Here is a 24,740-nt window from a genome sequence, read left to right as displayed (position 1 = left end):
GCAGCATGCGCCAAGAGAGCTTTAGGCAACAGCGTCCATGTATGCCTGCCGTACCAGTTCAGCAATTCGATTGAACTCGCCGCCGCGTACCGATGATGCGCGGTGAACCAGCCCAATGGTGCGTCCCGGCCGTGCCGGACCTTCGAATCGTGCAACAGCCAGGCCGGGGCGGTCGGCCTCAATCTTGACAGCCGATTCCGGTACAAGCGACTGCCCCAACCCACCGGCAACACACTGCACGACGGTGGATAGAGAAGCCGCCCGTGTTTCCAAGCTGGAGGTCTCGCCGTGAACAGCATCGACCTTGCGACAAATATCCAACACCTGGTCGCGCAGGCAATGACCGTCGTCAAGCAGAAGCAAGTCCAAGTCCCTGATTGCCTCAAGCTTTACGTCTTCCTTACCTGCCAGCGGATGATCCTCTGGCACGACGATGTAGAACTCCTCGTCGTAGAGGTAAATCTCTTCAAAGGAAGGCACATCGGATGGCAGTGCCATGATGGCTGCATCAATGGTGCCGGAGCGAAGTGATTCGATGAGGCGCTCGGTCGGCTCTTCGACAATCCTAGGCTTTAGATCTGGCAGCTCGTCACGAACCAACTGGAGGAAGTTGGGCAGCACGTATGGAGCAACCGTAGGGATAACACCAATGGATAGTGGTCCGGACAAATCATCTGTACGGCCAGAGGCGCGAGCAACAATCTCGTCAACAATTTCAGATGCTTGGCGGGCATATGGAATCAGACCGCGACCGAGTGGCGTCACCAGCACTCGGCGAGTCGAACGCTCTACAAGCTGCACCCCCAGTCCCTGCTCAAGGGTGGAAAGCGCTTGTGACAGGCTGGGCTGTGAAATGCCGAGGCGGGCAGCGGCTTGACCGAAGTGACCGGTATCGGCAATCGCGACAAAGGCACGTAACTGAGGCAAAGTGGGCCGATAATCTCTATTACGCATACCTATAAGCCTACACGAGCTTATTAACTTTTTCCTCTTGACGGTTCGGGAATCCATAGGCATAATGGTGTGTGACCCCAAAAGGAATACATTCAGGAGGATTCCATGGCAATTTTGACTGTTGGCGACAAGTTCCCCGAGTTTTCTCTGACCGCTCTGAAGGGCGGCAACCTGCGTGATGCAAACGCTTCTTCTCCGGATGACTACTTCGAGCAGGTAACCAATGAGTCCTACGAGGGTAAGTGGAAGGTCGTCTTCTTCTACCCGAAGGACTTCACCTTTGTCTGCCCGACTGAGATTGCTGCATTCGGCAAGCTGAATGAGGAATTCGAGGACCGTGACACCGTTATTCTCGGTGGCTCTGGCGACAACGAGTTCTCCCACTTCAACTGGCGTGCAACCCACGAGGAACTGCTGGACATCCCGTTCCCGATGTTCTCCGACATCCGCCATGACCTGATGCGTGCACTCGGCGTCGAGAACGCTGACGGTGTTGCAGACCGCGCAACCTTCATCATTGACCCGGACGGCATCATTCAGTTCGTCTCCGTTACCCCGGACGCTGTCGGTCGTAACGTTGACGAGGTTCTGCGTGTTCTCGACGCTCTTCAGTCTGAAGAGGTCTGCGCATGTAACTGGCAGAAGAATGACCCGACCAAGAACATCGACAAGATGGACGTTCTGAAGCAGGAGCTGAAGTAACTCATATGAGCATCGATAACCTTCGTTCCGGTCTACCGGAGTACGCCAAGGACATGAAGCTGAACCTTGGCACTCTCACCCGTTCTACGGAACTCTCCGAGCAGCAGCTGTGGGGTACCCTGCTTGCATCCGCTGCTGCCACCTGCAACGAGACCGTTTTCTCCGAGATCGCTGAGGAAGCCAAGGAGCACCTGTCTGACGAGGCTTTCGAGTCTGCGCTTGGTGCGGCCACCGTTATGGGCATGAACAACGTTGCTTACCGCACTCGCCACATGCTCGGTGATGACTACGCACAGGTCAAGTTCGGCCTGCGCATGAACATCATCTCCAATCCGGGTGTCGAGAAGGAAGACTTCGAGCTGTGGTCTCTGGCAGTTTCTGCCATCAACGGCTGTGAAGCTTGCGTGACTTCTCACGCAAAGGTCGTCCGCGATGCTGGTCTGACCAAGGAGCAGGTCTGGGAAGCTGTGAAGATTGCAGGCACCGTCTCTGGTGTTGCACAGGCTGTCTTCGCTGAGGCTACCCGCTAAATATTCGGAGCATAGGTTCGGCTTTTGATAGCCGAACGCTCCCCCGCAGGATTACCTGCTGACGAAATAGCGCCCGAGGAACCAATTTGTACCGGTTCCTTGGGCGCTTTTTCTTGTTCGTTTTTGGCTACTGCTGTGGCGGGTAATAACCCGGATTCTCCTGGGCTTCATTGATAACCCGCCGGCCACCGATGAGCTGACGGTAGATATGTACTTGCACTAGGAGAGCAAGCGGGACTGTGTACAACATACCGATATAGAAGAGCATTGCACCTGCGGAAGAAACAATCGACGTCAGAATGAATGCAACGAGCATCGTCCAATACTGAGGCTTCACCAAGCGCCATGCGACGACCGGAGCCTCAAGTGCTGTTGCTCGACCATCAAAAACAAGAAGCGGCATAGTCGCTGTGATTGGCATGATGAAGATGGACAGCACAAGTACCAACAGGTAGCCGATGGGAATCATCGCAGCTGCAGCTTCACTGCCGTTGGCAGACAGGGATACTCCAGCGATGAAGAGCGCCATCCCCGGAAGCATGGCGAGCAGCCCCACCAGGAACGTGACAATGTAGGCACCGATAAGAGATCCCCACCGGTTTACACGGAAGAAAGTACCGTAGCTCGGCACTCGCCCGTCGACAGCTTCGAATGCACCGCGCAGCATAAATGCCTGCATCGCGAACATGCCCACGGCAATTAGGAGTGCCATCGCGCCGAGAGTCGCGAACATTGACCCTAGATCCTCAAACGGAACATCGCCTGGATAGTTCGGCTCGAAGTCCGGATCGAAATCACCAGATGCAAAGAGAATTGCCGCTGCGCCAACAATCAGGGCTACTAGTACGGCGAAGAACGTCAGCATGATGCCAAGCCAGGAAGCAAAATTGCTGTTTAGACTACGAAACGCCGCGGAAAAGGCACTTCCAATGTCGACCTTCGTCGGCCCCTGTGCCACAGGCTTCACCGGTGGCTCATCGCCACCTGGCATGTTGACTCCGGGAGCAAGTGCACCGGCTGCAGGATTCCCGCCTGCCGGTTGCTGCCAATAGCTCGAGCCTGCACCATAGGGTTGCCCGCCGTAACTATCGCGCGACTCGCCAGTTCCATAAGAAGGAATTTCGCCATAAGCCTGTTCACGGCCGTAAGCCTGATTCCACTGGGGCGAATCCTCTGGTCCACGCGGGCCATGTTGTGCGTCCGAATCGAACCCGTAAGGGTTGTAGTCCTGCGAACCATTGTTGGGAAAACCGTGACTCTGGGAGTCATAGTTATTGGACTCATTGTCCCGGCTGCCGTCACCGTAAGGATCGTTGTTGCTATATGGATCGTTTGGGGTATTCATGAAGCAAATTGCTCCTGCCAAATTGACGGATACATAAAAATAGTGCGCACAACGGACTATACGTGAGACAAGGCCTTGACGAGTTTTTAAAGGCCGAAGTATAAGTCACATTGTGCGCATGGACGTATTTAATTGGACGTTCTTACACGAGCTCCACCGCGGCGGCTCCCTCGAACTCGTTCAGCGAATCACCGGCACCCAACGCGCTACCACGCACGATGATGTCATACTTGCCCGGCGCGACTCCTCCGGTCTCCCAAGTGACCTTGGCGGTGGTGTAATTACCGTCCTTGGCAAATTCAATGACAGTTGCCTGGTCCCAGTCGTCAGAAACGATCTCACCGCGGTCATTCTTGATGAGTAGGTAGCCGTCTTCCAGTCGCAAGTCGTTATTCGGATTTGCCGCGACGAATTGGGCAACGGCCTGCTGCCCTACCGTGACGCTTGCAGTCGATTCGAGCACGTCACCAAAATTCTTGCCCATTGGTACGGAATCGATAGTCTTTCCTCCTGCTGGCGACGGCGGGATGATGCCAGTGAGGTCACCTGCAGCACTGCCCGGGTCGACAGCCATGCCGTCGGCAAGCGCGTGGGCGAGATCGTGATAGATGGAGATCATCGCACTGAGCGTGTACTTGCCGAAAGCCGTTGCGCCGCCCTCGTAGTCCTGCTGATCGTATTCCTCTGGGGTAACGACGTAGTGTCCATAGCTGTTGGTGTAGCCCTGGCAGATGACAGTGTCGATTGGAACGCCGAGGATTTCAGCGACGTGCTGACGCATGCGGTAACCCGACATCGTGGTTGGTTCAAGGCCGTTGGTAATCAAGGTGAAGCCACCGATGCGGGTGATGGAGAACATGTGGGTCTGCTGGAGAAGACCATCGATGTAGCCCACTGGCAGCAGGCATTCTTTCTCGCCCTGAATCTCCCCGATATTTTTCGGGAGTACGACGTTATTGAGCTGACGTACCCACGGTGTGCCTCCACGCTGGCCCTCGTTGAAACCTAGGGCTGGTTCGCCGCCGCCGTCCTCCTGGCTACTGGCTGCGAAGGCCGCACCGAGGATTGCAGGTCCAGTGCGGTGCGGCTGGCCGTCGGGCGTGAATTGGCCGTCAATGTCGACATCGCCGAGGTTGACCCACTTGTGGACGGTAGAGATTCCGCCTCCTGGCAGTGCAATGGTCTGACCCTGGGTAGCGTCAATCTGACGCTGACCGAGAATGCGGGCGGACTCTGCTTCGTCTCCGTTGCCGGGACCCGAATTTGGCACGAGCCCCATGTTCGGGCTGATGTCACCCGGGCACGACATGGTAAATGCGGCGACAAAGGGGGCATCGGCCGGCTCACGGTGGGTAACCCCGCGGTCGACCTCAACCTTCCATGCTGCATAGCCCTTGTTGTCGCCGTCGATGATGGTGTGCTCGGGGCCGAAGGTGGTCGGATGAATTCCATACCAGTTAATGAATCCGACTTCGCGACCACCGCGACTCACGTGCAGTGTATGGCTTTCCGGGTTGACTCCGTCGGGGAAAAGACGCTGTTCTTCCTCGGGGTTACGCCTGAATGCCTCCAGGGAGCGGTTAACACCCGCATCCTTGGCAATCCCCTTGGTCAGGTGGATAGTCGACGGCTGGTAATCAGCGTGTGCACGTTCAATAGCCTTGACCACACCGACGACCACAGCTTCGAAAGTGACGGGACGGAAACCGAGAGTAGTCAGGTCGACCATAAGATGGCCCGATGTACCACCCGGCGCGACATGCGTATGAGATGCGCAGATAAGCACGTTGCCCTCGTGGTAGAGGTCTCCGAAGAGAGCTCGCAGTCGCCGCAGAACTTCCATCTGGATGGACTGGAACATGAGCCCCATATCTGCGGTGACGTGGACGACACGGTTGTCGTTGTCATCACCGAAGATGAATGCACGCGCCATCTGGCGAAGACGCAGACCCGAGGTGGTCTGGTCCATGACCGCATACCCGTTCATGCCAGCGCCGAGTGGCTCGCCTGTCATGTCAGCCATTCCTCGACCGACATTCAAAGTGGTGGTCGAATTCCCCGCGGCGGCAGAAGCCCCGTTTGCAGGAGCGGCGTTTGCCTTTGATGCACCATTTACGGCAGGCATCATACTCGCAGCTGACACGGCAGTTGCTCCGACGAGGAAGCCTCGCCTGCCCACTTGGTACGGGGCGCGTGCGGTTGGTTCTGCCGAATTCGACGATGATGCCATCTGGGGATCGAGCATGTCACATCCTCTTCATATTTCTTTTTGAATATCAATATGTTGGACTTTAATCAGACAATCCCCTACGCGTGGCCTAATAAGCCAAAGTTCCCAAAATTCCCCCCGCGACAGCAGTAACCGATACGACATTCGCAAGGCAGTATCACTACCATGGACACAGTAGAATTTCGCAAGCTTTAGCGCGCTCCTCGCAGACACAACTTCAGAAAGGGCACCATGGCTCAGGCTGTCGGTTTTAACCGCGAAAAGTACATCGAAATGCAATCCGCTCATATTAAGAAGCGGCGCGCAGACATCGCAGGTGAAGGCGGCAAGCTCTATCTCGAAATGGGCGGCAAGCTATTTGATGACATGCATGCCTCGCGCGTGCTCCCCGGCTTCACGCCTGACAATAAAATCGCTATGCTCGATCGCCTCAAAGACGATCTGGAAATCATGGTGTGCATCAATGCCAAGGATTTGGAGCGCCACAAGGTCCGCGCTGACCTCGACATCACTTACGAAGACGATGTGCTGCGCCTCGTCGATGTCTTTCGTGAACGCGGGTTTCTAGTCGACAGCGTCGTCGTCACGCAGCTTTCCGACGACAACACCCTGGCAAAGAACTTCATTGAGCGCCTGCAGCGACTCGGATTGAGCGTAATCCGCCATCGCAATATCGAGGGCTACCCGACAAACACGGAGAAAATTGTCAGTGAAGCCGGCTTCGGGCTGAATGAATGGGCGCAAACGTCGCGGGACTTGGTCGTTGTTACAGCGCCGGGCCCGGGCTCTGGAAAGCTGGCGACCTGTCTATCGCAGATTTATCACGATCACAAACACGGAATTCGTTCCGGTTACGCAAAGTTTGAGACCTTCCCTATCTGGAACCTGGCACTCGAACACCCGGTAAATCTGGCCTACGAGGCGGCAACAGCTGATCTCGATGACATCAATCTCATCGACCCTTTTCATTTGGCCGCCTATGACACCAAGGTCACCAGCTATAACCGTGATGTCGAGGTCTTCCCACTGCTGCGCACTCTGTTGGAGAAGCTCGCGGGCGAGTCGCCGTACAAGTCACCGACCGACATGGGCGTCAATATGGCCGGTTACTGTATCGACGATGACGAAGTGTGCCGAGAGGCATCCAACCAGGAAATCGTTCGCCGTTACTACAAGGCTCTTGTCGACGAACACAAGAACAGCGCAGACGACGAAGTCTCACAGCGCATTGCCATGATTATGAGCAAGGCCAACGTGTCGACAGCCGCCCGCCGAGTCGTCGCACCAGCACTTGAAGTTGAGAAATCTACCGGGGCACCGGGTAGCGCAATCGAATTGCACGACGGCACAATCATCACGGGCAAGACTTCTGAACTACTCGGATGCTCAGCAGCAATGCTCCTCAACGCTCTCAAGAAGCTCGCCAATATCGACCCGGACTTGCACTTGCTCTCCCCAGCTGCCATTGAGCCAATTCAAACGCTTAAGACGCATCACCTGGGCAGCCGCAACCCCCGCTTACATACCGACGAGGTTCTTATCGCCCTTTCCGTGTCGGCGGCCACCAGCGACGATGCCCGCGCAGCCCTCGCCGAGCTGAAGAACCTTCGAAACTGCGATGTCCACACCACCACCATTCTGGGCAGCGTGGACGAAACAATTTTCCGCAACCTCGGTGTGCTAGTGACTTCGGAGCCTAAGTACCAGAAGAAGGCTCTCTATCAGAAGCACTAAGCCATACCAGCAGCTCACGCCGAAAATAGGATAACTGAGAGAGCAGACTAGAATAGTCCCCGTGAGCATCAGCAAGATTCTTCTGTACTACCAGTTCGCCCCACTGTCCGATCCGCGTGCCATCATGCTATGGCAGCGCGATCTTTGCGAGTCGTTAGGGCTCAAGGGCCGCATTCTGGTGTCCGAGCACGGCATCAATGGCACCGTCGGCGGTGATCTCGATGCCTGCAAGAAGTACATCAAGAAAACCAAGCAGTACCCCGCTTTTCACTCCATGCAGTTCAAGTGGAGCGAAGGCGGCGCTGATGACTTTCCAAAACTCTCCGTCAGGGTTCGCGACGAAATCGTCGCTTTCGGTGCTCCGGGTGAGCTGAAAGTCGATGTCGATGGTGTCATTGGCGGCGGCACACATTTGAAGCCGGAAGAGGTCAATAAACTGGTCGAGGAACGCGGCGACGATGTCATCTTCTTCGATGGCCGCAACGCAATGGAAGCCGAGATTGGCAAGTTTAAAAACGCTGTCGTCCCGGACGTAAAGACCACGCACGACTTCATCGACGAACTGGAATCCGGTAAGTACGACTGGATGAAGGACAAGCCGGTTATCTCCTACTGCACCGGCGGCATCCGCTGCGAGATCCTCTCCGCACTAATGAAGAACCGCGGTTTCGAAGAGGTCTACCAAATCGACGGCGGTATTGTGCGCTACGGCGAAAAGTTTGGCAATAAGGGGCTGTGGGAAGGCTCTCTCTATGTCTTCGACAAGCGCATGCATATGGAGTTTGGCGATGGCATCGAAGACGAGGACTACGTACAGCTCGGGCACTGCGTCCACTGCGGCAAGCCCACAAACACCTTCCAGAACTGCATCAACGAAGATACCTGCCGTCGTCAGGTGCTTATTTGCGATGATTGCTGGAAGCACACCGAGACACAGCACTGTGGGCGCGAGGACTGCAAGGAAGTTGCCGAAGAGCTAGCGGCGGCAAAGTAGGACGCTCCCTGCTGCCATCGGACTATCTCGAGCACCTCTTAATCAGCACAGATGTGGGTTGTCTCCCCAGACGCGGCTAATCTAGTAGGCAACCATGAGTACTCCTAGCCGTTCTGATAAACCAGCTCCACGTGCCCAGTCGGGAAACCACCACTCCGGCCACCGCAATTCCGCCAGGCCACAGCGCTCTGGCAAACCTGCTAAGGACACGCGTAAAAAGGAGCTCTACCAGCTCGCTGATCAATTGCCGATTCGGGAGGCTCAGTCCTTCCGACGCCGGCTAAAGCGAGCATCCGCGCCGAAGGCGCTGTCTGCAATCTCTGCAGACCTCGACTTTGCGCTGGAGCGGTTGGAAGATCGTCGTAAAGCGATTCCTCGCATCACCTACCCTGCCCAGTTGCCGGTGTCCGCGCGCCGCGACGACATTGCAGAGGCAATTGAAAACAATCAAGTCGTCATTATTGCTGGTGAGACTGGCTCTGGTAAGACTACGCAGATCCCGAAGATATGCCTCGAACTGGGACGCGGCGTCCGGGGCAAGATTGGTCACACTCAGCCACGTCGTATTGCGGCGCGTTCCGTTGCGGAGCGCATCGCCCATGAGCTGGGCGAAAAGATTGGACAGCACGTCGGTTATGCAGTGCGTTTTGATGACCGCGTGGGCAAGGATACCTGCATCAAACTGATGACCGACGGTATCCTGCTGGCCGAAATTGGCCGCGACCGACTGCTGCGCGAGTACGACACCATCATCATCGATGAGGCGCACGAGCGCAGCCTCAACATCGACTTCCTGCTGGGATATTTAAAGCATATTCTGCCGCAGCGCCCAGATCTGAAGATTATTATCACTTCGGCGACGATCGATCCGGAACGGTTCGCTCGTCATTTCGCACCTGACGACGAGCACCCTGCGCCCATCATCGAGGTGTCGGGGCGTACCTACCCGGTGGAAATCCGCTATCGCCCGCTGGTGCGGACTGTTGTTGCGAAAAATGGGCAAGAAAAGGAAGTCGCCATTGAGCAGATCGATGGTGTTATCGCAGCGTGTGAAGAGCTCATGCGGCTTGGCGACGGCGATATCCTGGTGTTCTTTTCGGGTGAGCGAGAGATCCGAGAAGCCACCGAAGCCATCGAGGGCAAACACTGGAAAGGTGTAGAAGCCGTTCCACTATTCGGTCGGCTATCTAATGCAGAGCAGCATCGGATCTTCACTCCGCATTCCGGGCGTCGCATTGTGCTGGCGACCAACATTGCGGAAACGTCGCTGACGGTCCCTGGTATCGAGTATGTCGTCGATACTGGTACCGCACGCATTTCCCGCTACTCCACCCGCACGAAGGTGCAGCGCCTGCCAGTTGAGGACATCAGCCAGGCATCTGCGAATCAGCGCTCTGGACGCTGTGGCCGTGTAGCTGATGGTGTGGCGATTCGTCTCTACAGCGAAGAGGATTTTCTCTCGCGCCCCGAGTTTACGGATCCGGAGATTCTGCGCACCAATCTCGCTTCGGTTGTACTGCAAATGATCTCACTGCGGCTTGGCGCGATTGAGGACTTCCCCTTTGTCCAGCCACCAGAGCACAAAGCAATCCGCGATGGCATTAACCTGCTCACAGAGCTTCAGGCTATTACCACCACGTCGGGGTCTGATGCCCCCGAGCTGACGGACATCGGCCGACAAATTGCCCGTATCCCAGTTGACCCGCGTCTTGCCCGCATGCTGGTCGAAGGGTACGAGAACACCACTCTTGGGGCGGTAACCGTCATTGTCGCCGCTTTGTCTCTGCAGGATGTTCGCGAACGTCCACTGGAGTTCCAGGCTCAGGCAGATCAGCTACATGCCCGTTTTAAGGACACCACCAGCGACTTCAACTCCCTGCTGAAGCTCTGGGAATACCTGGAGGAAAAGCGCCGTGAGCTTAGCGGTAACCAGTTCCGCAAGATGTGCAAGCGCGAGTACCTCCACTATCTGCGCGTTCGCGAGTGGCAGGATTTGGTGCGTCAGCTCCACCAGGCAACGGCTGAGCTGGGCTGGCATCTTTCCGCCCGCAGCTCAACCAGTGGTGTCGACAATCCCGACGAGGTGGCAAAGTCGCTGTTACCGGGTCTGTTATCGATGATTGGTACGCGCGAGGGCGAGGGCAAGGAATTTACTGGCACCCGCAACACTAAGTTCCTCATTCACCCCTCGTCCGCGTTGGCAAAGAAGCCGCCTCGCTGGGTGATGGCTGCGGAAATCGTCGAGACCTCGCGCACTTTTGCGCGCAACGTCGGCACGATTCAGCCGCAGTGGGTAGAGAAGGTAGCCCCTCATCTGCTCAAGCACCAGTACTCAGAGCCTCACTGGTCTACTAAGCGCGGTGCAGCGATGGCTTACCAGAAGTCGACACTCTACGGCGTGCCCGTGGTGGTTGACCGTTTGGTGCCTTATCACCGAGTCGATGCCGACGCCGCCCGCTCGATCTTCATTCGCTCTGCGCTTGTCGACGGCGAGTGGAACACACATCACGAGTTCTTCAAGAACAATCAAGACAAACTTGCCGAAGCCGAGAAGATCGAGGAGAAGCAACGTTCCCGCGGTATTGTCGTCGATGACGACGTGCTCTACGCGTTCTACGACTCCAAGCTGCCCGCCTCTATCACCACGGCCACCAATTTTGACCGGTGGTGGAAGAAAACTAAGCCCAAGCAGCCAAATCTACTGGACTTTGATCCCAATAAGCTGCTCAACCCCGAAGCCGGCGACATCGACGACAACGCCTTCCCCGAAATGTGGCAGCAGGGCTCGGTCGATTTCTCTCTGTCCTATAAATTCGAACCGGGCGCCCCTGATGACGGTGTGACTCTCCGTGTCCCCGTGCCTCTTCTTGCAGGTCTGCGTGAAGATGGCTTCGACTGGCAGGTACCAGGTCTTCGCGCTGAGCTCGCGGAAGCCTACATTCGCACTCTGCCGAAGGCACTGCGGAAGTCCGTTGTCCCCGCCCCGGATTTCGCACGCCGCGCGCTGGAGACGATGACTCCGTACTCAGGCCGCTTCGTCGATGTTTTTGCCGATGCTTTACGACGACTCGGAGGCTCGGGCATCAATGGTGCAGACTTTGCCCCTTCGAAGCTGCCAGCACACTTGCGCTTTAACTACGCAGTGGTCGACCGCCATGGAAAGATCGTCGATCAGAGCCGGGATCTTGCTGCGCTTCGAGACAAGCATGCCTCGACGGTCTCAACTGCTGTGTCGAAACGTTCGAAGTCTGCAGCACGCGAAGCTGTGAAAAAGTGGACTTCAGAGAACTTGGGCGCCGTCTCAGAAACGGTCAAAAGTACTGTCGACGGTCAGTCCGTCACGATGTATCCGACGCTGGTGACCACCAAGGATGGCGTGGCCATTGAGGTCAAACCAACTAAGGCTCAGGCTGAGGCGACGTTGGCGACCACAAATTTGACAATGTTGTTGCGGGATTGCCCAGTAAATGGTGCCCAAATGACTAAGGGGCTTCCACTCCAGCAACGTGTTGGCGTGGACGCATGGCCACATGGGGGCGCCGATGGGCTTGTCGAGGACTGCCGTGTCGCCGTGATTCACGACCGTATGATGGCTGCTGGTGGCCCGGTCCGCGATCCGAAGGAATTCGACAAGCTACTCGAACACGTTCGTTCTGGGGTCGCCTCAGAGGTGCGCCAATTGGTCGTCGGCGTTGCCCAGGCGATGCCCCGCTATGTCTCCGTGGTGAATCAGCTAAACAAGTGGGAAGGCGATGCCATTGACGATATGCGTCGCCAGCTGGAGTTCATGTTCCCTAAGGGCGCTGTGGCAAGACACGGTTGGCAGCACCTACGCCATTTGCCACGTTATCTCCAAGCAATGGAGATTCGACTTGAGGAAATGAACCGTGACCCGGACCGTGATGCCGAACGTGAAGATGAGGTGACTGAGGCACGCGAATACTTGGCGGCAAAGCTTCAGCAGCTACCTAAGGCACGTTCGAATTCCGCCGAGGTACGGGATATTCAGTGGCTAATCCAAGAACTGCGTGTCAGCCTTTTCGCACAACGTTTGGGTACCGCCCAGAGCGTATCCCTAACCCGAGTAAAGAAACGTGTGGATAAACTGCGTTAGTTCTTTTTTACCTCGTTGCCATCTGCCTGCGGTCCTTTCCCCTTCCGCATGCTGGCAATCTCCTGCGCGAAATCGTCGGCGGAGGAAAAGGACTTGTACACTGAAGCGAAGCGGAGATAACCAACTTCGTCCAGTTCTTTGAGCGGCTCAAGGATGGCAAGGCCGATATCGTTTGAGTCCACCCGGGGCGTGCCTTTCTCGCGGAGGCTCTCCTCCACTTTTTGTGCGAGCTTCTTCAGCTGAGACTCTGATACTTCACGCCCTTGGCACGCACGTCGAACACCCTGGATAACCTTTTCGCGGTTGAACTCCTCAGGGATTCCATCCCGTTTAACGACCATCAGCTGCGAGCGTTCAATCGTAGAAAAACGTTTACCGCAATTGAGGCATTCTCTCCGGCGACGAATCCCCATACCGTTATCTATTAACCGTGAGTCCAAGACTCGTGTCTGATCATGATGACAAAACTGGCAATACACAGTCTCCAGTCTACGTCCCACCCCAACGCCGGAAACCGGAATGATTATTGCACAGAGTAGGAAGCGTACGTAGACGTAAAGGTGCTTTCGACTGCCTCATTTTGCCCTTGTTCAAAGACCATGCTGCCGAAAACTCCGAAGAAAGCACCAAGCCCTAGAGCCCATACCGCCATCAAACGAGTCAGGTTAGTGCCTGCGGATACATCACTACGATTGGACTGCTGCGCCCTGCTAACGGATAGAGACGGACGCCCGTAGTTGACCGAGACATGACTGGGCCGCGACCTGTCCCTTCGCATTCGCGCCGATGACACCCCGTTGCGATTGCGCTGTGCACTACGTGCACGCTGACCGGGCCGAACGCTGTGCTGTGTGCAAGACGCACTACGTTCACCCCACACCAACGGGGCTTTCCGTGTCGTCCGAGCAGAGCGCTCAGAAACTTGAGAAAAGTCAATATCAGATGTGCTGCTAACACCTAGTGCGGTTGAAACCGTAGACATCATGTTTTCTCCCTTTCCAACGTTGACTCTCCCACCGTTGCCGGCCTGGAGAGAATAAGAGTTGTACGACCGTTTCCCGACGCTGTGGAGACTATGTCCAAGGGCGGATGCGGAGAATCCGTCTAGACCTTTTCATCAAACGACTGTTCGAGTAACTTGTCATGTTCGATTTATAACACCATGTTCGAATATTGTCTACTGTTATCCGGATTTATTTTCGATTTTCGACATCGGCACCGCCTCCGAACACGCATAATGGACATCTTTTCCAAAAAATTCAAGGACGCACAGTGTTCGATGCTCGACGATTCGAACAGTTTTGAGTTATGATTCATTCGAAAGAGTTTGAGAAGGGATGTTCCATGGCTCAAAAGAAGAAAGCGAACCCTAAAACACTCACAGATCGGCAGCGTCGGATTCTTGACGTCATTTCGGATGCCGTCGTACTTCGCGGATACCCACCGAGCATTCGAGAAATTGGGGATGCTGTGGGCTTGAATTCCACCTCGTCGGTGGCATACCAACTCAAGGAGTTGGAGAAGAAGGGCTTTCTCCGCCGCGACCCACACAAACCCCGCGCGGTAAACGTAAGGGATTCGAAGTCCTCCGCTGGCACTTTCACTCCGGTAAAGCCTGGGCCAAAGGCTACTGGTACCACCCAAACTCCCGAGATGCCAGAGGACATGCCAGAGCCAATCTTCGTTCCTATCGTTGGACAGATTGCGGCTGGCAACCCTATTTTGGCGGAGCAGCATGTGGAAAGTCACATGGCACTTCCGATGGAGATTACGGGCTCTGGTCAGCTATACCTACTCAAGGTCGTGGGTGATTCCATGGTTGACGCGGGCATTCTCGACGGAGACTGGGTGGTAGTCCGTTCCCAAGACGTGGTCGAACAGGGAGATTTTGTTGCAGCCCTGTTTGAAGATGAAGCAACAGTCAAGGAATGGCACGAAGACGCTGCTGGCAAGTGGCTCATGCCCCATAATCGCGCCTTTGACCCACTCCCCGCGGAGCACGCCAAGATCCTCGGCAAGATTGTCAGCGTCCTACGCAGCCTCTAATTTCCCACATTTTCGTTGCCCGAAACAGACATAAACGGGCATACTGGGGACAGATAGTAAAGCTGAGATTTCTTAACAGCTAAGGAGCGGGGAATGTACGCAGAGGAACGCCGCCGGAAGATTGCGTCTTTGACAGCAGTCGAAGGGCGCGTGACGGTCGCTGATCTTGCGGAAGCTTTCGATGTCACAGCAGAGACGATTCGCCGTGACCTAGCTCAGTTGGATGCAGAGGGCGCAGTTCACCGCGTACACGGTGGCGCTGTGGCTACTCGTTCTTTTCAGACTGTTGAGTTTTCAGTTGCCGCTAGAAAGAACGCGCAAAAGGACGCGAAGCTCTCTATTGCCCGCTGTGCTGCGGATTTTCTGCCTGACTCTGGTGGTGGAATTTTTCTCGATGCTGGAACTACCACCGAGGCTCTTGCAGAGCTGATGGTCCACTCCCCTGATAACCGCCGTTGGTCGGTTGTCACAAACTCTCTTCCCAACGCCATCACACTCGCAGGATCGAACCGCATTGAGCTTCAACTCCTTGGCGGCCAAGTTCGCGTCATTACTCAGGCGGTTGCTGGCGATACGGCACTCCGCACTCTCGCGGTTATGCGTGCCGATGTCGCTTTCATTGGTTCTAATGCCTTGACAATTGACCACGGTCTTTCTACTGCTGATCCACAGGAAGCGGCGGTAAAGCGCGCGATGATTACGAATGCGCGCAAGGTCATCGTTATGGCGGATTCGACGAAACTTGGCCGCGACTTCCTCGTCAGCTTTGCAGCATTGGAAGATATCGACGTCGTGATTACAGATTCCTCTGCCCCGGAACAGTTCGTCAACGATCTCAGGGAGCAAGGTGTCGAGGTTGTGGTTGCTTCATGATCCTGACCTTGACTGTAAATCCGTCAATCGATCGACTTGCTCGACTCGATACGGAGCTCAAGCGAGGTGGCGTGTTCCGCCTACCAATGGCTGAGGACATGGCCGGTGGCAAGGGAATTAATGTGTCCAAGGCGTTGCATTACGCCGGAGAAAAGACGCTCGCGCTCTACCCGGCATCGGACTCCGGAAAATTCACGCGCCTGTTGGAAGTCTCTGGCATACCCCATGAAGCCATCAACACGACTAACGAAGCCCGCGTTAATCTCACACTCGCAGAGCCAGATGGGACGACCACCAAGCTCAATTCCCCTGGCATGACATTGACGAAAGCGCACCGTAGGCGTGTCCTGGAGAAACTTATCCACCATGCTAAACACGCCACGTGGGTAGTTTTCGCAGGTTCATTGCCCCCTGGTGTCCCCAGGGATTTTTACGTTCAATGCACCGAGGCGGTGTATTCGGTCAACCCGAATATTCGTGTTGCTATGGATACGAGCGACGGCCCACTGACTGAGGTCGTTCGCGCATTTCCAAAGGTGCGACCTTTTTTGATGAAGCCGAACGCCTACGAACTTGGTCAAATCATTGATCAGGACGGCGAAGAACTTGAGGCCGCTGCAGCCGAAGGGAACTATCTTCCCGTAGCGCAGGCTGCTCGTGCGCTGAACGAGCTTGGCGTTTCCGAAGTCCTGGCCACTCTCGGCGAAGCAGGGGCGGTGCTTTCAGTGAAGTCAGGCGGTTGTTTCGCTGCTACCTCCCCCTCGATAGTCGCTCAGTCGACGGTCGGTGCTGGAGACTGTGCTTTGGCCGGCTACGTTATGTCCCGCGAACGCGGTGATAGCTACCAAGATGCACTAACCACCGCCGTAGCTTATGGGGCGGCGGCAACCAGTCTTCCCGGTACGACCATCCCCTATCCAGAACAGGTTCACCCCGAGGCCGGCCGGTTATGGCAGCTCGACGCTTAGCTTTTCGATGCCTAGATAAGGAGCATTAGAAAACCATGTCTTCTTCGGCAGATTTTTCCGCTATTGCATCAGACCTAGCCGATGAGTCGACAGTGTTCCTTGACCTAGATATCGGTCCGCAAAAGGAGAAGATCCTTAACTACCTCATCGCTAAAGCTGTAGAGACCGGCCGCGCCACCGACAGCAACGGCATCGTCGCAGCAGCCCTCGAACGCGAAGAGAAGTCCCCGACAGGTCTGTCGGGAGGGATAGCCATCCCCCACTGCCGCCATGAGGACTGGTCGAAGCCGACCCTGATGTTTGCCCGCTTAACCAGCGCTACAGAATTCACCACACCAGATGGGCCGGCGGACCTGCTCTTTTTCATTGGTGTCCCATCTAGTAACAGCGATGTCCACGTCGATATTCTGGCCGCACTCGCAAAAGCACTTCGCGATAAGGGGTTTCGCGCAGCTCTTCGCGGTGCTGAAAGCGATGAAGAGACTGCCCGGATCATTAGCGAGCACGTCACCAAAGCGCCTCGTCGGAAAGCGAAAAAACCTCCGGCGAAGACCAATATCGTCGCCATCACGGCCTGCCCCACGGGCATCGCGCACACTTATTTGGCAGCCGAAGCGCTTACTGGCGCGGCAGAAAGCATGTCTGATGTCACACTAACTGTAGAGACGCAGGGCTCGGCAGGAACCCAGGAAGCCCCCGCAGAGGCAATTGTCCGGGCCGACGTTCTAGTAATCGCAGCCGATATTGGGGTTACGGGGCTTAAGCGCTTCAGCGATAAACCACAGGTCAAAGTGCCAATTCGTAAGGCAGTCAATGAACCTACTGCGGTTATTGAACAAGCGAAGGCAAAAGCAGAACAATCACGGGTTCGCGCCTACGACCGAAAGGCGCCGCAACCTAAGGATGACCACGACAAGGAGGCCGGTCCGCAAACCGGTACTACCGGCGCGGACCCTTCATCTGAGAGGGTACAAGCAACTACGAAGGTGGGGGCACATAAATCATCCTTAGGCGGTGACAAAGCCTTCGGACACTGGGTTCGTGATGCCATTATGACCGGTGTCAGCTATATGGTGCCGTTCGTGGCCGCATCGGGGTTGTTGATTGCGCTGGGATTCCTCGTCGGCGGTCATCAGGTTGGTGTAGTAGCTGACGCCGTGACTAGGGATTTGCGGCTGCCGGAGATTATCGGACTCGATGCCCCGATTGCTGTGCCGACAGAAGATCTCGGCACCGTGCTAATTGATCGTAGTGGGCTGTGGCTGTATCTCGGCTCGGCGCTTTTTGCCATTGGCAACCACGGCATGCAGGTCATTGTGGCTGTAATGAGTGCTTATATCGCCTTTGGCATGGCTGGCAGAGCCGGCATTGCACCAGGCTTTATTGGCGGTGCCATCGCGGTCACGGTTGGCGCCGGCTTCCTTGGGGGCCTGGTGACAGGCATCCTGGCGGGACTAGTTGTAGCCCTACTGTTGAGGATGAAAGTCCCGGACTGGCTGCGACCGCTGATGCCGGTTGTCGTGATTCCTATGCTCGGCGCTATGTCCGTTGGGCTCACCATGTACCTGCTGCTCGGGATGCCGCTGGCGTGGCTGATGACGGCTCTGCAGCAGTGGCTGCAATCACTGGATACGACGGCGGCGTTCCTGTTCGGTGGTCTTCTCGGCGCAATGATGTGCGTGGATATGGGCGGAATGATCAACAAGGCTGCTTATCTTTTTGCCGTCGCAAACATCGCCTCAGCAGATCCCGCATCATGGAAGGTCATGGCCGCTGTGATGGCGGCGGGCATGGTACCTCCATTGGCTACATCTCTGGCAGTTGTGCTCCGACCAAAGCTGTTCAGTTCGGCGGAGCGTCAAAACGGCAAAGCGGGCTGGGTGCTCGGTGCGGCCTTCATTTCAGAGGGAGTAATTCCCTTCGCCGCCGCAGATCCGCTACGTGTGATTCCGTCGATTGTGATTGGCGGTGCCGTCACCGGTGGCACCTCAATGGCTTTGGGTGCGGCCACACGTGTTCCGCACGGAGGTATTTTTGTGCTGTTTGCAATCGACAACCCTGTCGCATGGCTTACTGCAATCGTCTTGGGCAGCATAGTGGCAGCAATTCTCGTTGTGGCAGCTAAAAGCCTGTGGCCGCGGCAAGTCAGCACCGATAATCAAAACCTAGAAGCAGACGTTTCAGCGGAAGCGTAGTTTTTACCGCACCGGCTGGTTTATCCCAACGAGCATTTCTACGATTTTCAGCAAACATTCCCCAACCCATCCGGGCAACCTATTAAGCTCAGAAATGGCATCGAGGAAATCGAGAAGCAGAAAGGCAGGATGCCGCTCGCATGGTTACTCAACATGTCCACGTCGGCTCCAAGGTGGGTATTCATGCCCGCCCTGCAACGGTCATCGCTGAGCGTGCCTCCCGTTTTCAGGAAGAAATTCTGGTCGAGCTCCTTGACTCAGACGAGCCCGACAACGAACCGGCCGATGCTTCATCCTCGTTGATGCTCATGGCACTCGGTGCCGAATTCGGCGATGAAGTCACTGTGACCAGTAGTAACGCGGTTGCGGTAGAGAAAATCGCCGAACTCATCGCCCAAGACCTGAGCGATTAAAAAAGCAAAAGAGCTTAACGACGAAACATCGTGGCAACGGTCACGGGGTCCGTCGTTAAGCATTCGTGCGAGATTCTGCCCTGGACGGGTGGCCTACGAGCGGTTCTCGCCGATGCGATTGTAGAGCCAGTTCAAAATTGGATAGCCGATAATAATGCCGACCGACCCCCAAGCAATACCCTCCAGCGTCAGCGAACCAATGTCGAGGGTGAGGTTACCGATACCCGCGATCAGCGCGGTGGCGGCAGCGGTGAGATTAACCGGGTTGTTGAAGTCGACCTTTTCGTCCATCCAGATGCGCACACCGAGCAAACCGATCAGGCCGTAGAGCACCATCGTTGCCCCACCGAGCACGCCGGTAGGAATGGTCAAGATGAGTGCGCCGAACTTTGGAATGAAAGCCAGTGCAATGGCGGTGAAAGCTGCCACCCAGTAAGCTGCGGTCGAATAGACACGGGTAGCGGCCATAACACCGATATTTTCAGCGTAGGTAGTGGTACCAGAACCACCAGCTGAACCGGCGATGGTGGTGGCTAGACCGTCTGCAATAAGAGCATCGCCAGCGATGTCATCGAGGTTTCGGCCGGTCATGGCAGCAACAGCCTTGACGTGACCGACATTCTCTGCGATGAGTACTACGATGACGGGCAGACCAATCAGCATCGCATTGAAGTGGAACTCCGGCGCGTGGAATGCGGGCAGACCAATCCAGGCGGCATTGCCGACAGTTTCTGTAGCCTCGGGCGAGAGATTTCCAGTGGCAGCGGCGAAGACCCAGCCGATTAGTACGCCGATAAGGACACCCAGACGGCTGACCATACCGCGGCCAGCGACGGTTGCGAAGACAATGGATGCCATCGTGACAAATGCGACCAACGGCTGAGTGGCGAAGTTCTCCGTGGCGGCAGGCGCCAGGTTAAGTCCGATGAGAGCGACGATGGCACCGGTTACTGCAGGTGGCATCACTGCATCGAGGACACGCTTGCCGGCGAACTTTACAACGCAGCCAACGAGCATGAGCGCGATGCCGGCGCAGAGCACGACACCGAGCTGAACACCAATACCCTGCGCCTGTGTCGCGGTCAGTGGTGCGATGAAGGCAAACGACGAGCCCAGGTAAGAGGGCAAGCGGTTTCGGGTGATTAGCAGGAAGACAATCGTGCCGATACCCGAGAACAGCAGTGTGGTATTGACTGGGAAACCAGTCAATAGCGGCACCAGAAGAGTTGCACCAAACATGGCAATGACGTGCTGTGCGCCAATGCCAATTGTGCGGGGCCAATCGAGGCGTTCGTTGGGAGCCACCACGGCTCCCGGTGCAATCTTTCGACCGTCACCGTGAATATCCCAACCGAAAAGACGGCCACGTTCGGCGTTTTCAGCAGGCGGATTTGCGGAGGTTCCCTGTTGGGTCTCCGCGTCAGAAGTAGAATTCATGGTTGTAATGCTAGTGGATGCCCACCGCAAATCACGCCACGGATACCGCATTAAACCCAGGACTGCCGGAGCTCTTTGTCGCTCTCCCTATTCCGACTAGGCGTCGTTGCTACTATCCTCATTCGCATCCGCCGTGAAGTGAGGATCCGCTGCAGGTTCGATGCGGTATGCCGACAGTTCATCCGCGAGGCTAGTGGGCAAACGCACATCCATCTGGGTGCCTTGCTCCGTCCATGTTTCCGACAGCACAGTCGCATCTTCGTGGAGCGTGGAGACAATATTGCCCTTGTCATAGGGAATCAACATATGGACGTGAGACTCCAACTCATTGAGAGCAAGCTCGAGTCGGGTCTCCAGTTCACCAATCCCCTCACCCGTTCGCGCAGAGACAAAGACCGCATCATCGAGCTGGTGGCGCAGTTGCGCCAGGGTAATGCCATCGGCCTTGTCCACCTTGTTGACTACCAACAGCTCGGGCGGAATCTCGGCCTTTTCTTCCTCCGCGATTTCGTTGATGACTTTGTTGACAGCCTTAATCTGCTCCAGCGGGAATGGGTCAGAGGAGTCTACGACGTGCATGATGACGTCGGCTTCGAGCACCTCTTCCAAGGTCGAGCGAAAAGCTTCAATGAGCTGCGTCGGCAAGTGGCGAACAAATCCGACCGTATCGGTCATAATCACCGTGCGACCGTCGCGAAGCTTGGTGCGACGAGTCGTCGGATCCAGCGTTGCAAACAGCGCGTCTTCCACCAGCACACCAGCGCCTGTCAGTGCGTTGAGCAACGAAGATTTACCCGCGTTGGTGTAGCCGACAATTGCCACGCGCGGCAGGTGTCCAGCCTTACGACGTGCGCGTTTAATCTCACGCGCAGTCTTCATGCCAGCTAATTCCTTGCGGATTCGCGCCATATCTTGGCGTAGGCGCTGACGATCGGTTTCGATCTTAGTTTCACCCGGACCACGCAGACCCACGCCGCCGTTGGAGCCCGCGCGACCACCAGCCTGACGCGATAGGTTGCCGCCCCAGCCGCGCAGACGCGTGTACAGGTACTGCATTTGTGCCAGCGAGACCTGCGCCTTGCCCTCCTTGGACTTCGCGTGCTGAGCAAAGATATCCAGAATCAGCATGGTGCGGTCAATAACCTTGGCGTCAAGGCGATCCTCCAGCGCCACCAACTGGCCGGGAGACAGCTCACCGTCGCAAATAACTGTATCTGCGCCGGTAGAGGCGACAATATCGCGAAGCTCGTTGAGCTTGCCGGATCCCACGTAAGTACCAGGGTCCGGCTTATCGCGACGCTGCAGCACCATCTCTAAAACTTCCGAACCTGCAGTCTCTGCCAGCGCGGCGAGCTCCTCCATCGCCACTTCGGCTTCCTGCAGGGTCCCGGATGTCCAGACACCGAGCAGCACAACGCGCTCCAGTCGGAGCTGACGGTACTCGACCATCACCTCTTCGGATTCAGTATGTGCTACTGACCTGGTCAGCCGGCGCAGAGAGGAACGCGCCTCCAAATCCAAATCACCGACGGTAGGTTCCCTTTGCGTGCCGACGTTCGTTGCGAACGCATCCCCGGAGGCACTATCGGCGTTCTCGCCAGCATCATTAGCGTCGATGAAAAAATCGTCCATCTCGTGCGAGGTGCGAGCTTGCTGCGACGTTTCGTCGCTGACCTCATCAAAGTTGTTGGAAAAATTCGTCATACTAGCTGCTATTGTCGCATGACAAGCCAAATTCTCCGCATTGTGTGCGGAGAATACCGAGCCGAAGCTCAAGACTTAGGCTGCAGAAGGTGGCCTGCGTGTCAGAACCAGTGCGACCGGACCACTATTAGAACTACCGCCAGCACACGTACCGCTGTCGGACATTCCGCAGTTGGAACAACCTCCGCCTGGGCACATGCCACCGAGGGATTCCCGGCGCAGTTGGCCGGTGTGTTCCATGCGGTCAAGGATGAGGTCTACCGTTGCTCGCTGCAGGCCAGTGATTTCGCAAATCTTGCGTCGGGAGCTAATGCCCTGCGCAATTGCATCCTGAACGGCTTCTGAAGGCCGACGAGTAACCGTCGTATTCTTCCTGGCTCTAAAGAGTCCCACGGCGATAGCTCCTTTCCGTATCGCGATTCTTGTTGGATCTGATTTCTAGTTCGCAAGTGTGACTTAGTAGCTTTGCCGAAGCTACTAGGAATCAACGAGGCTTTACAGGAACAGCTTCAACCCTTGGAAAACAATCACGGCCAGTGCCCATGCAACGACCAGCTGCGCTAGCAAACCGAAGCCCGTCCACTTCAAGCCGATCTCTCGACGTTGTGCCGCGAGCGTAGCCACGCACGGTGTGTAAGCCAGCAGGAAGATCATGTAGGCCCAGACTGCTGCCAATCCATGTCCATCGGATGCATTGTCAAAGTCACGTCGAATATTCTCCGCGAGCGGGCTGGAGGCCTGTTCGCTCGAATCGGAGTCGGTGACGTCCTCCACTGCATAGGTCTGTGCCCAGGTAGAAATGACGGCTTCCTTGGCCACAAAGCCCGTCACCAACGGACCTGTCAGAGACCATGTACCGAAACCTGCCGGGTTAAACACAGGAGCAATAGTTTCGCTGACTGCACCGTATGCGGAGTCCTGCGGTGCCAGGTCTTCATCGGCAAAGGAGTGCCCGGAGACAACCGGGATAGACATCAGAAGCCATACGACGATGACGGTGCTGACGATGATTCCACTAGCGGTCTGCAGGAAGCCCTTCAGACGCATCCACATCACAGATAGTGCCAGCCGTGCGGTCGGAAGCTGGTAGGTTGGCAGGTCAATGACCAGCGGTTCCGACGGCATGGTGCGCCACAAGGTCTTACGCAGTGCAAGGCCGGTCAGAACGATCAGCAGAATCGAGATCACGTACATAGCGAAGACGACTGTGCCCGCGTGTTCCGAGAAGAACACCGCACCCAACATGACATACACGGTTAGACGCGCCGAGCAGGAGGTAAACGGAACCAGTAGTGCCGTCAAAATGCGGTGGCGCGGATTACTCAGCACACGTGTTGCCGAAATCGCTGGCACGTTACAACCAAAGCCAACAATCAGCGGAATAAATGCCTTACCCGGAAGACCAATTGCACGCATGACACGGTCAGCCACCACGGCTGCACGCGCCATATACCCTGAATCCTCGAGTACTGCGAGGCACAGGAACATGAGTGCCATCAGCGGAACGAAGGTCAGCACCATGCCGACACCACCGATGATGCCGTTTACAAGCAGCCCGGTGACAATCGGATGGTCCCATCCCACCGCTTCTAATCCACGAGTAACCAAATCTGCGAAATTACCGGTAATAAGGGTTTCCAAACCGTCCTGCAACGGTGCTGCTACCGTCGTCGTGATTTGGAAGACTGCCCACATAACTGCCAGGAACACAATCGGTCCGAGCACCGGGTGAAGAACCACGTTATCAATGCGGTCGGAGAAAGTCTGGCGATCTTCCACCCCGCCCGTAGATGCCGCAACCGCCGCATCAATCGCGGCAAAGCGTGCGTCGTCCAGGCGTTCAATCGATTCACCATCGACCTGGCGAATCGGTGACGACACCGAACTACATCCGTCCAGAGCCGCTGCTACCGCGTCGGCCAACCGCGCCATTCCCGCTTTACGACGGGGATCCAGCGCCACCACCGGCATCCCCATAGCTGACTGCAATGCGTCCGGATTCACATCGATGCCCTTGGCCTTGGCAACATCTAGTTTGGTCAGAGCCAGAACGATGCGCTGGGGCTGTTCCGCCAATTCCGCGGCCATGTAGAGGCCACGGCCCAGTGCCGTGGCGTCGACAACGACAACGACGAGATCCGGGCGTTCTTCTTCCGGTTTCTCGATGAGCATCTCGCGAGTGAGCTCTTCGTCCGGACTCATGGCATCCAGCGAGTAGGCACCCGGGAAATCGATGACATCGTACTCAGCGGCATCGGTCTTCCACGCGCCACGGCTGACCTCCACGGTCGTACCAGGCCAATTGCCCATCTGCGCTTTCGCACCAGTCAAACTATTGAACAGTGTTGACTTACCGGAGTTCGGTGCGCCGACTACTGCGACAACAGGTGCACCATCCTTTGCTGGTGCTCCGCCACTGCATGCATGGCAGCTGGGCGTGGATGCGAATTTTCGCGTTGAGGAATCCGTAGGTGTTGTCATTGTTTACTTTCAGAAGGGAG

At 56.2% G+C, this 24,740-nt stretch carries 18 protein-coding genes; 10 read left to right on the top strand and 8 right to left on the bottom strand.

Annotated features, from left to right (window positions below):
- Positions 1-21 precede the first annotated feature (21 nt).
- Positions 22-954: a hydrogen peroxide-inducible genes activator gene (locus ADB08_RS03620; RefSeq protein ID WP_048733293.1), complete on the bottom strand. Its 933-nt coding sequence runs from the start codon at positions 952-954 to the stop codon at positions 22-24.
- A 105-nt stretch (positions 955-1,059) separates the two neighbouring features.
- Here ADB08_RS03620 and ADB08_RS03615 point away from each other — a divergent pair, with 105 nt between their 5' ends.
- Both ADB08_RS03615 and ADB08_RS03610 read left to right on the top strand, forming a co-directional pair.
- Positions 1,060-1,656, top strand: a complete 597-nt coding sequence (locus ADB08_RS03615) for a peroxiredoxin (RefSeq protein ID WP_016422637.1) — start codon at positions 1,060-1,062, stop codon at positions 1,654-1,656.
- 5 nt (positions 1,657-1,661) lie between these two features.
- Positions 1,662-2,186: a carboxymuconolactone decarboxylase family protein gene (locus ADB08_RS03610; RefSeq protein ID WP_049170900.1), complete on the top strand. Its 525-nt coding sequence runs from the start codon at positions 1,662-1,664 to the stop codon at positions 2,184-2,186.
- A gap of 127 nt (positions 2,187-2,313) precedes the next feature.
- Here ADB08_RS03610 and ADB08_RS03605 read toward each other — a convergent pair whose 3' ends face one another.
- Together ADB08_RS03605 and ADB08_RS03600 are read right to left on the bottom strand one after the other, a co-directional pair.
- On the bottom strand, positions 2,314-3,531 hold the full coding sequence (locus tag ADB08_RS03605) for a hypothetical protein (RefSeq protein ID WP_049170897.1): 1,218 nt from the start codon (positions 3,529-3,531) through the stop codon (positions 2,314-2,316).
- A 142-nt stretch (positions 3,532-3,673) separates the two neighbouring features.
- On the bottom strand, positions 3,674-5,776 hold the full coding sequence (locus ADB08_RS03600; RefSeq protein WP_049170894.1) for a neutral/alkaline non-lysosomal ceramidase N-terminal domain-containing protein: 2,103 nt from the start codon (positions 5,774-5,776) through the stop codon (positions 3,674-3,676).
- A 216-nt stretch (positions 5,777-5,992) separates the two neighbouring features.
- On the opposite strand from ADB08_RS03600, the gene ADB08_RS03595 reads away from it, so the two are divergent.
- From ADB08_RS03595 to hrpA, 3 genes are all read left to right on the top strand, one after another.
- Entirely contained in the window at positions 5,993-7,495 is a 1,503-nt protein-coding gene (locus ADB08_RS03595) for a DUF1846 domain-containing protein (RefSeq protein ID WP_016422633.1), read from the top strand.
- A 61-nt stretch (positions 7,496-7,556) separates the two neighbouring features.
- Positions 7,557-8,489 carry a rhodanese-related sulfurtransferase gene (locus ADB08_RS03590; protein WP_049170891.1) on the top strand — a complete coding sequence of 311 codons (933 nt, stop codon included), beginning with the start codon at positions 7,557-7,559 and terminating at the stop codon, positions 8,487-8,489.
- A 94-nt stretch (positions 8,490-8,583) separates the two neighbouring features.
- Entirely contained in the window at positions 8,584-12,603 is a 4,020-nt protein-coding gene (gene hrpA / locus ADB08_RS03585; RefSeq protein ID WP_080971475.1) for an ATP-dependent RNA helicase HrpA, read from the top strand.
- On the opposite strand, the gene nrdR is transcribed toward hrpA, so the two are convergent.
- Entirely contained in the window at positions 12,600-13,082 is a 483-nt protein-coding gene (gene nrdR / locus ADB08_RS03580; protein WP_049170888.1) for a transcriptional regulator NrdR, read from the bottom strand. The two genes, hrpA and nrdR, sit on opposite strands and share 4 nt — an antisense overlap.
- An 865-nt stretch (positions 13,083-13,947) precedes the next feature.
- Here nrdR and lexA point away from each other — a divergent pair.
- The 5 genes from lexA to ADB08_RS03555 all read left to right on the top strand — a co-directional run bounded on the left by lexA (position 13,948) and on the right by ADB08_RS03555 (position 19,098).
- Complete coding sequence (gene lexA / locus ADB08_RS03575) at positions 13,948-14,649, top strand: transcriptional repressor LexA (RefSeq protein WP_016422629.1); 702 nt, start codon at positions 13,948-13,950, stop codon at positions 14,647-14,649.
- A gap of 93 nt (positions 14,650-14,742) precedes the next feature.
- Positions 14,743-15,522 (top strand): DeoR/GlpR family DNA-binding transcription regulator, encoded by a 780-nt coding sequence (locus ADB08_RS03570; RefSeq protein ID WP_016422628.1) that lies wholly within the window; start codon positions 14,743-14,745, stop codon positions 15,520-15,522.
- On the top strand, positions 15,519-16,490 hold the full coding sequence (locus tag ADB08_RS03565; RefSeq protein WP_048733303.1) for a 1-phosphofructokinase family hexose kinase: 972 nt from the start codon (positions 15,519-15,521) through the stop codon (positions 16,488-16,490). Before ADB08_RS03570 ends, ADB08_RS03565 begins: the two co-directional genes overlap by 4 nt.
- A gap of 35 nt (positions 16,491-16,525) precedes the next feature.
- The gene (locus ADB08_RS03560; RefSeq protein ID WP_049170884.1) at positions 16,526-18,685 is read left to right on the top strand and encodes a PTS fructose transporter subunit IIABC; all 2,160 of its coding nucleotides are present in this window, start codon (positions 16,526-16,528) and stop codon (positions 18,683-18,685) included.
- Positions 18,686-18,825: 140 nt separating this feature from the next.
- Positions 18,826-19,098: an HPr family phosphocarrier protein gene (locus ADB08_RS03555; RefSeq protein WP_016422625.1), complete on the top strand. Its 273-nt coding sequence runs from the start codon at positions 18,826-18,828 to the stop codon at positions 19,096-19,098.
- Between the two features lie 93 nt (positions 19,099-19,191).
- On the opposite strand, the gene ADB08_RS03550 is transcribed toward ADB08_RS03555, so the two are convergent.
- From ADB08_RS03550 to feoB, 4 genes are all read right to left on the bottom strand, one after another.
- Entirely contained in the window at positions 19,192-20,535 is a 1,344-nt protein-coding gene (locus tag ADB08_RS03550; protein WP_224433128.1) for a uracil-xanthine permease family protein, read from the bottom strand.
- A gap of 96 nt (positions 20,536-20,631) precedes the next feature.
- On the bottom strand, positions 20,632-22,239 hold the full coding sequence (hflX, locus tag ADB08_RS03545; protein ID WP_049170881.1) for a GTPase HflX: 1,608 nt from the start codon (positions 22,237-22,239) through the stop codon (positions 20,632-20,634).
- 75 nt (positions 22,240-22,314) lie between these two features.
- Positions 22,315-22,632, bottom strand: a complete 318-nt coding sequence (locus ADB08_RS11465; protein WP_141739556.1) for a FeoC-like transcriptional regulator — start codon at positions 22,630-22,632, stop codon at positions 22,315-22,317.
- Between the two features lie 102 nt (positions 22,633-22,734).
- A complete protein-coding gene (feoB, locus tag ADB08_RS03540) occupies positions 22,735-24,720 on the bottom strand; it encodes a ferrous iron transport protein B (RefSeq protein WP_049170878.1) in 1,986 nt (661 codons plus the stop codon).
- Between the last annotated feature and the right edge of the window lie 20 nt (positions 24,721-24,740).

The organism is Corynebacterium sp. 239_CJEI (assembly GCF_001055995.1).
GTDB classification, from domain to species: domain Bacteria; phylum Actinomycetota; class Actinomycetes; order Mycobacteriales; family Mycobacteriaceae; genus Corynebacterium; species Corynebacterium jeikeium_D.
The sequence above is the reverse complement of the archived record's forward strand: the minus strand, read 5'-3'. Positions and strand labels throughout refer to the sequence as shown.

What these genes read in the sequence shown, in the direction of transcription:
- ADB08_RS03620 (WP_048733293.1), bottom strand. Translation starts at nt 954, where the DNA reads ATGCGTAATAGAGATTATCGGCCCACTTTGCCTCAGTTACGTGCCTTT.
- ADB08_RS03615 (WP_016422637.1), top strand. Translation starts at nt 1,060, where the DNA reads ATGGCAATTTTGACTGTTGGCGACAAGTTCCCCGAGTTTTCTCTGACC.
- ADB08_RS03610 (WP_049170900.1), top strand. Translation starts at nt 1,662, where the DNA reads ATGAGCATCGATAACCTTCGTTCCGGTCTACCGGAGTACGCCAAGGAC.
- ADB08_RS03605 (WP_049170897.1), bottom strand. Translation starts at nt 3,531, where the DNA reads ATGAATACCCCAAACGATCCATATAGCAACAACGATCCTTACGGTGAC.
- ADB08_RS03600 (WP_049170894.1), bottom strand. Translation starts at nt 5,776, where the DNA reads ATGCTCGATCCCCAGATGGCATCATCGTCGAATTCGGCAGAACCAACC.
- ADB08_RS03595 (WP_016422633.1), top strand. Translation starts at nt 5,993, where the DNA reads ATGGCTCAGGCTGTCGGTTTTAACCGCGAAAAGTACATCGAAATGCAA.
- hrpA (WP_080971475.1), top strand. Translation starts at nt 8,584, where the DNA reads ATGAGTACTCCTAGCCGTTCTGATAAACCAGCTCCACGTGCCCAGTCG.
- lexA (WP_016422629.1), top strand. Translation starts at nt 13,948, where the DNA reads ATGGCTCAAAAGAAGAAAGCGAACCCTAAAACACTCACAGATCGGCAG.
- ADB08_RS03570 (WP_016422628.1), top strand. Translation starts at nt 14,743, where the DNA reads ATGTACGCAGAGGAACGCCGCCGGAAGATTGCGTCTTTGACAGCAGTC.
- ADB08_RS03565 (WP_048733303.1), top strand. Translation starts at nt 15,519, where the DNA reads ATGATCCTGACCTTGACTGTAAATCCGTCAATCGATCGACTTGCTCGA.
- ADB08_RS03560 (WP_049170884.1), top strand. Translation starts at nt 16,526, where the DNA reads ATGTCTTCTTCGGCAGATTTTTCCGCTATTGCATCAGACCTAGCCGAT.
- ADB08_RS03555 (WP_016422625.1), top strand. Translation starts at nt 18,826, where the DNA reads ATGGTTACTCAACATGTCCACGTCGGCTCCAAGGTGGGTATTCATGCC.
- ADB08_RS03550 (WP_224433128.1), bottom strand. Translation starts at nt 20,535, where the DNA reads ATGAATTCTACTTCTGACGCGGAGACCCAACAGGGAACCTCCGCAAAT.
- hflX (WP_049170881.1), bottom strand. Translation starts at nt 22,239, where the DNA reads ATGACGAATTTTTCCAACAACTTTGATGAGGTCAGCGACGAAACGTCG.
- feoB (WP_049170878.1), bottom strand. Translation starts at nt 24,720, where the DNA reads ATGACAACACCTACGGATTCCTCAACGCGAAAATTCGCATCCACGCCC.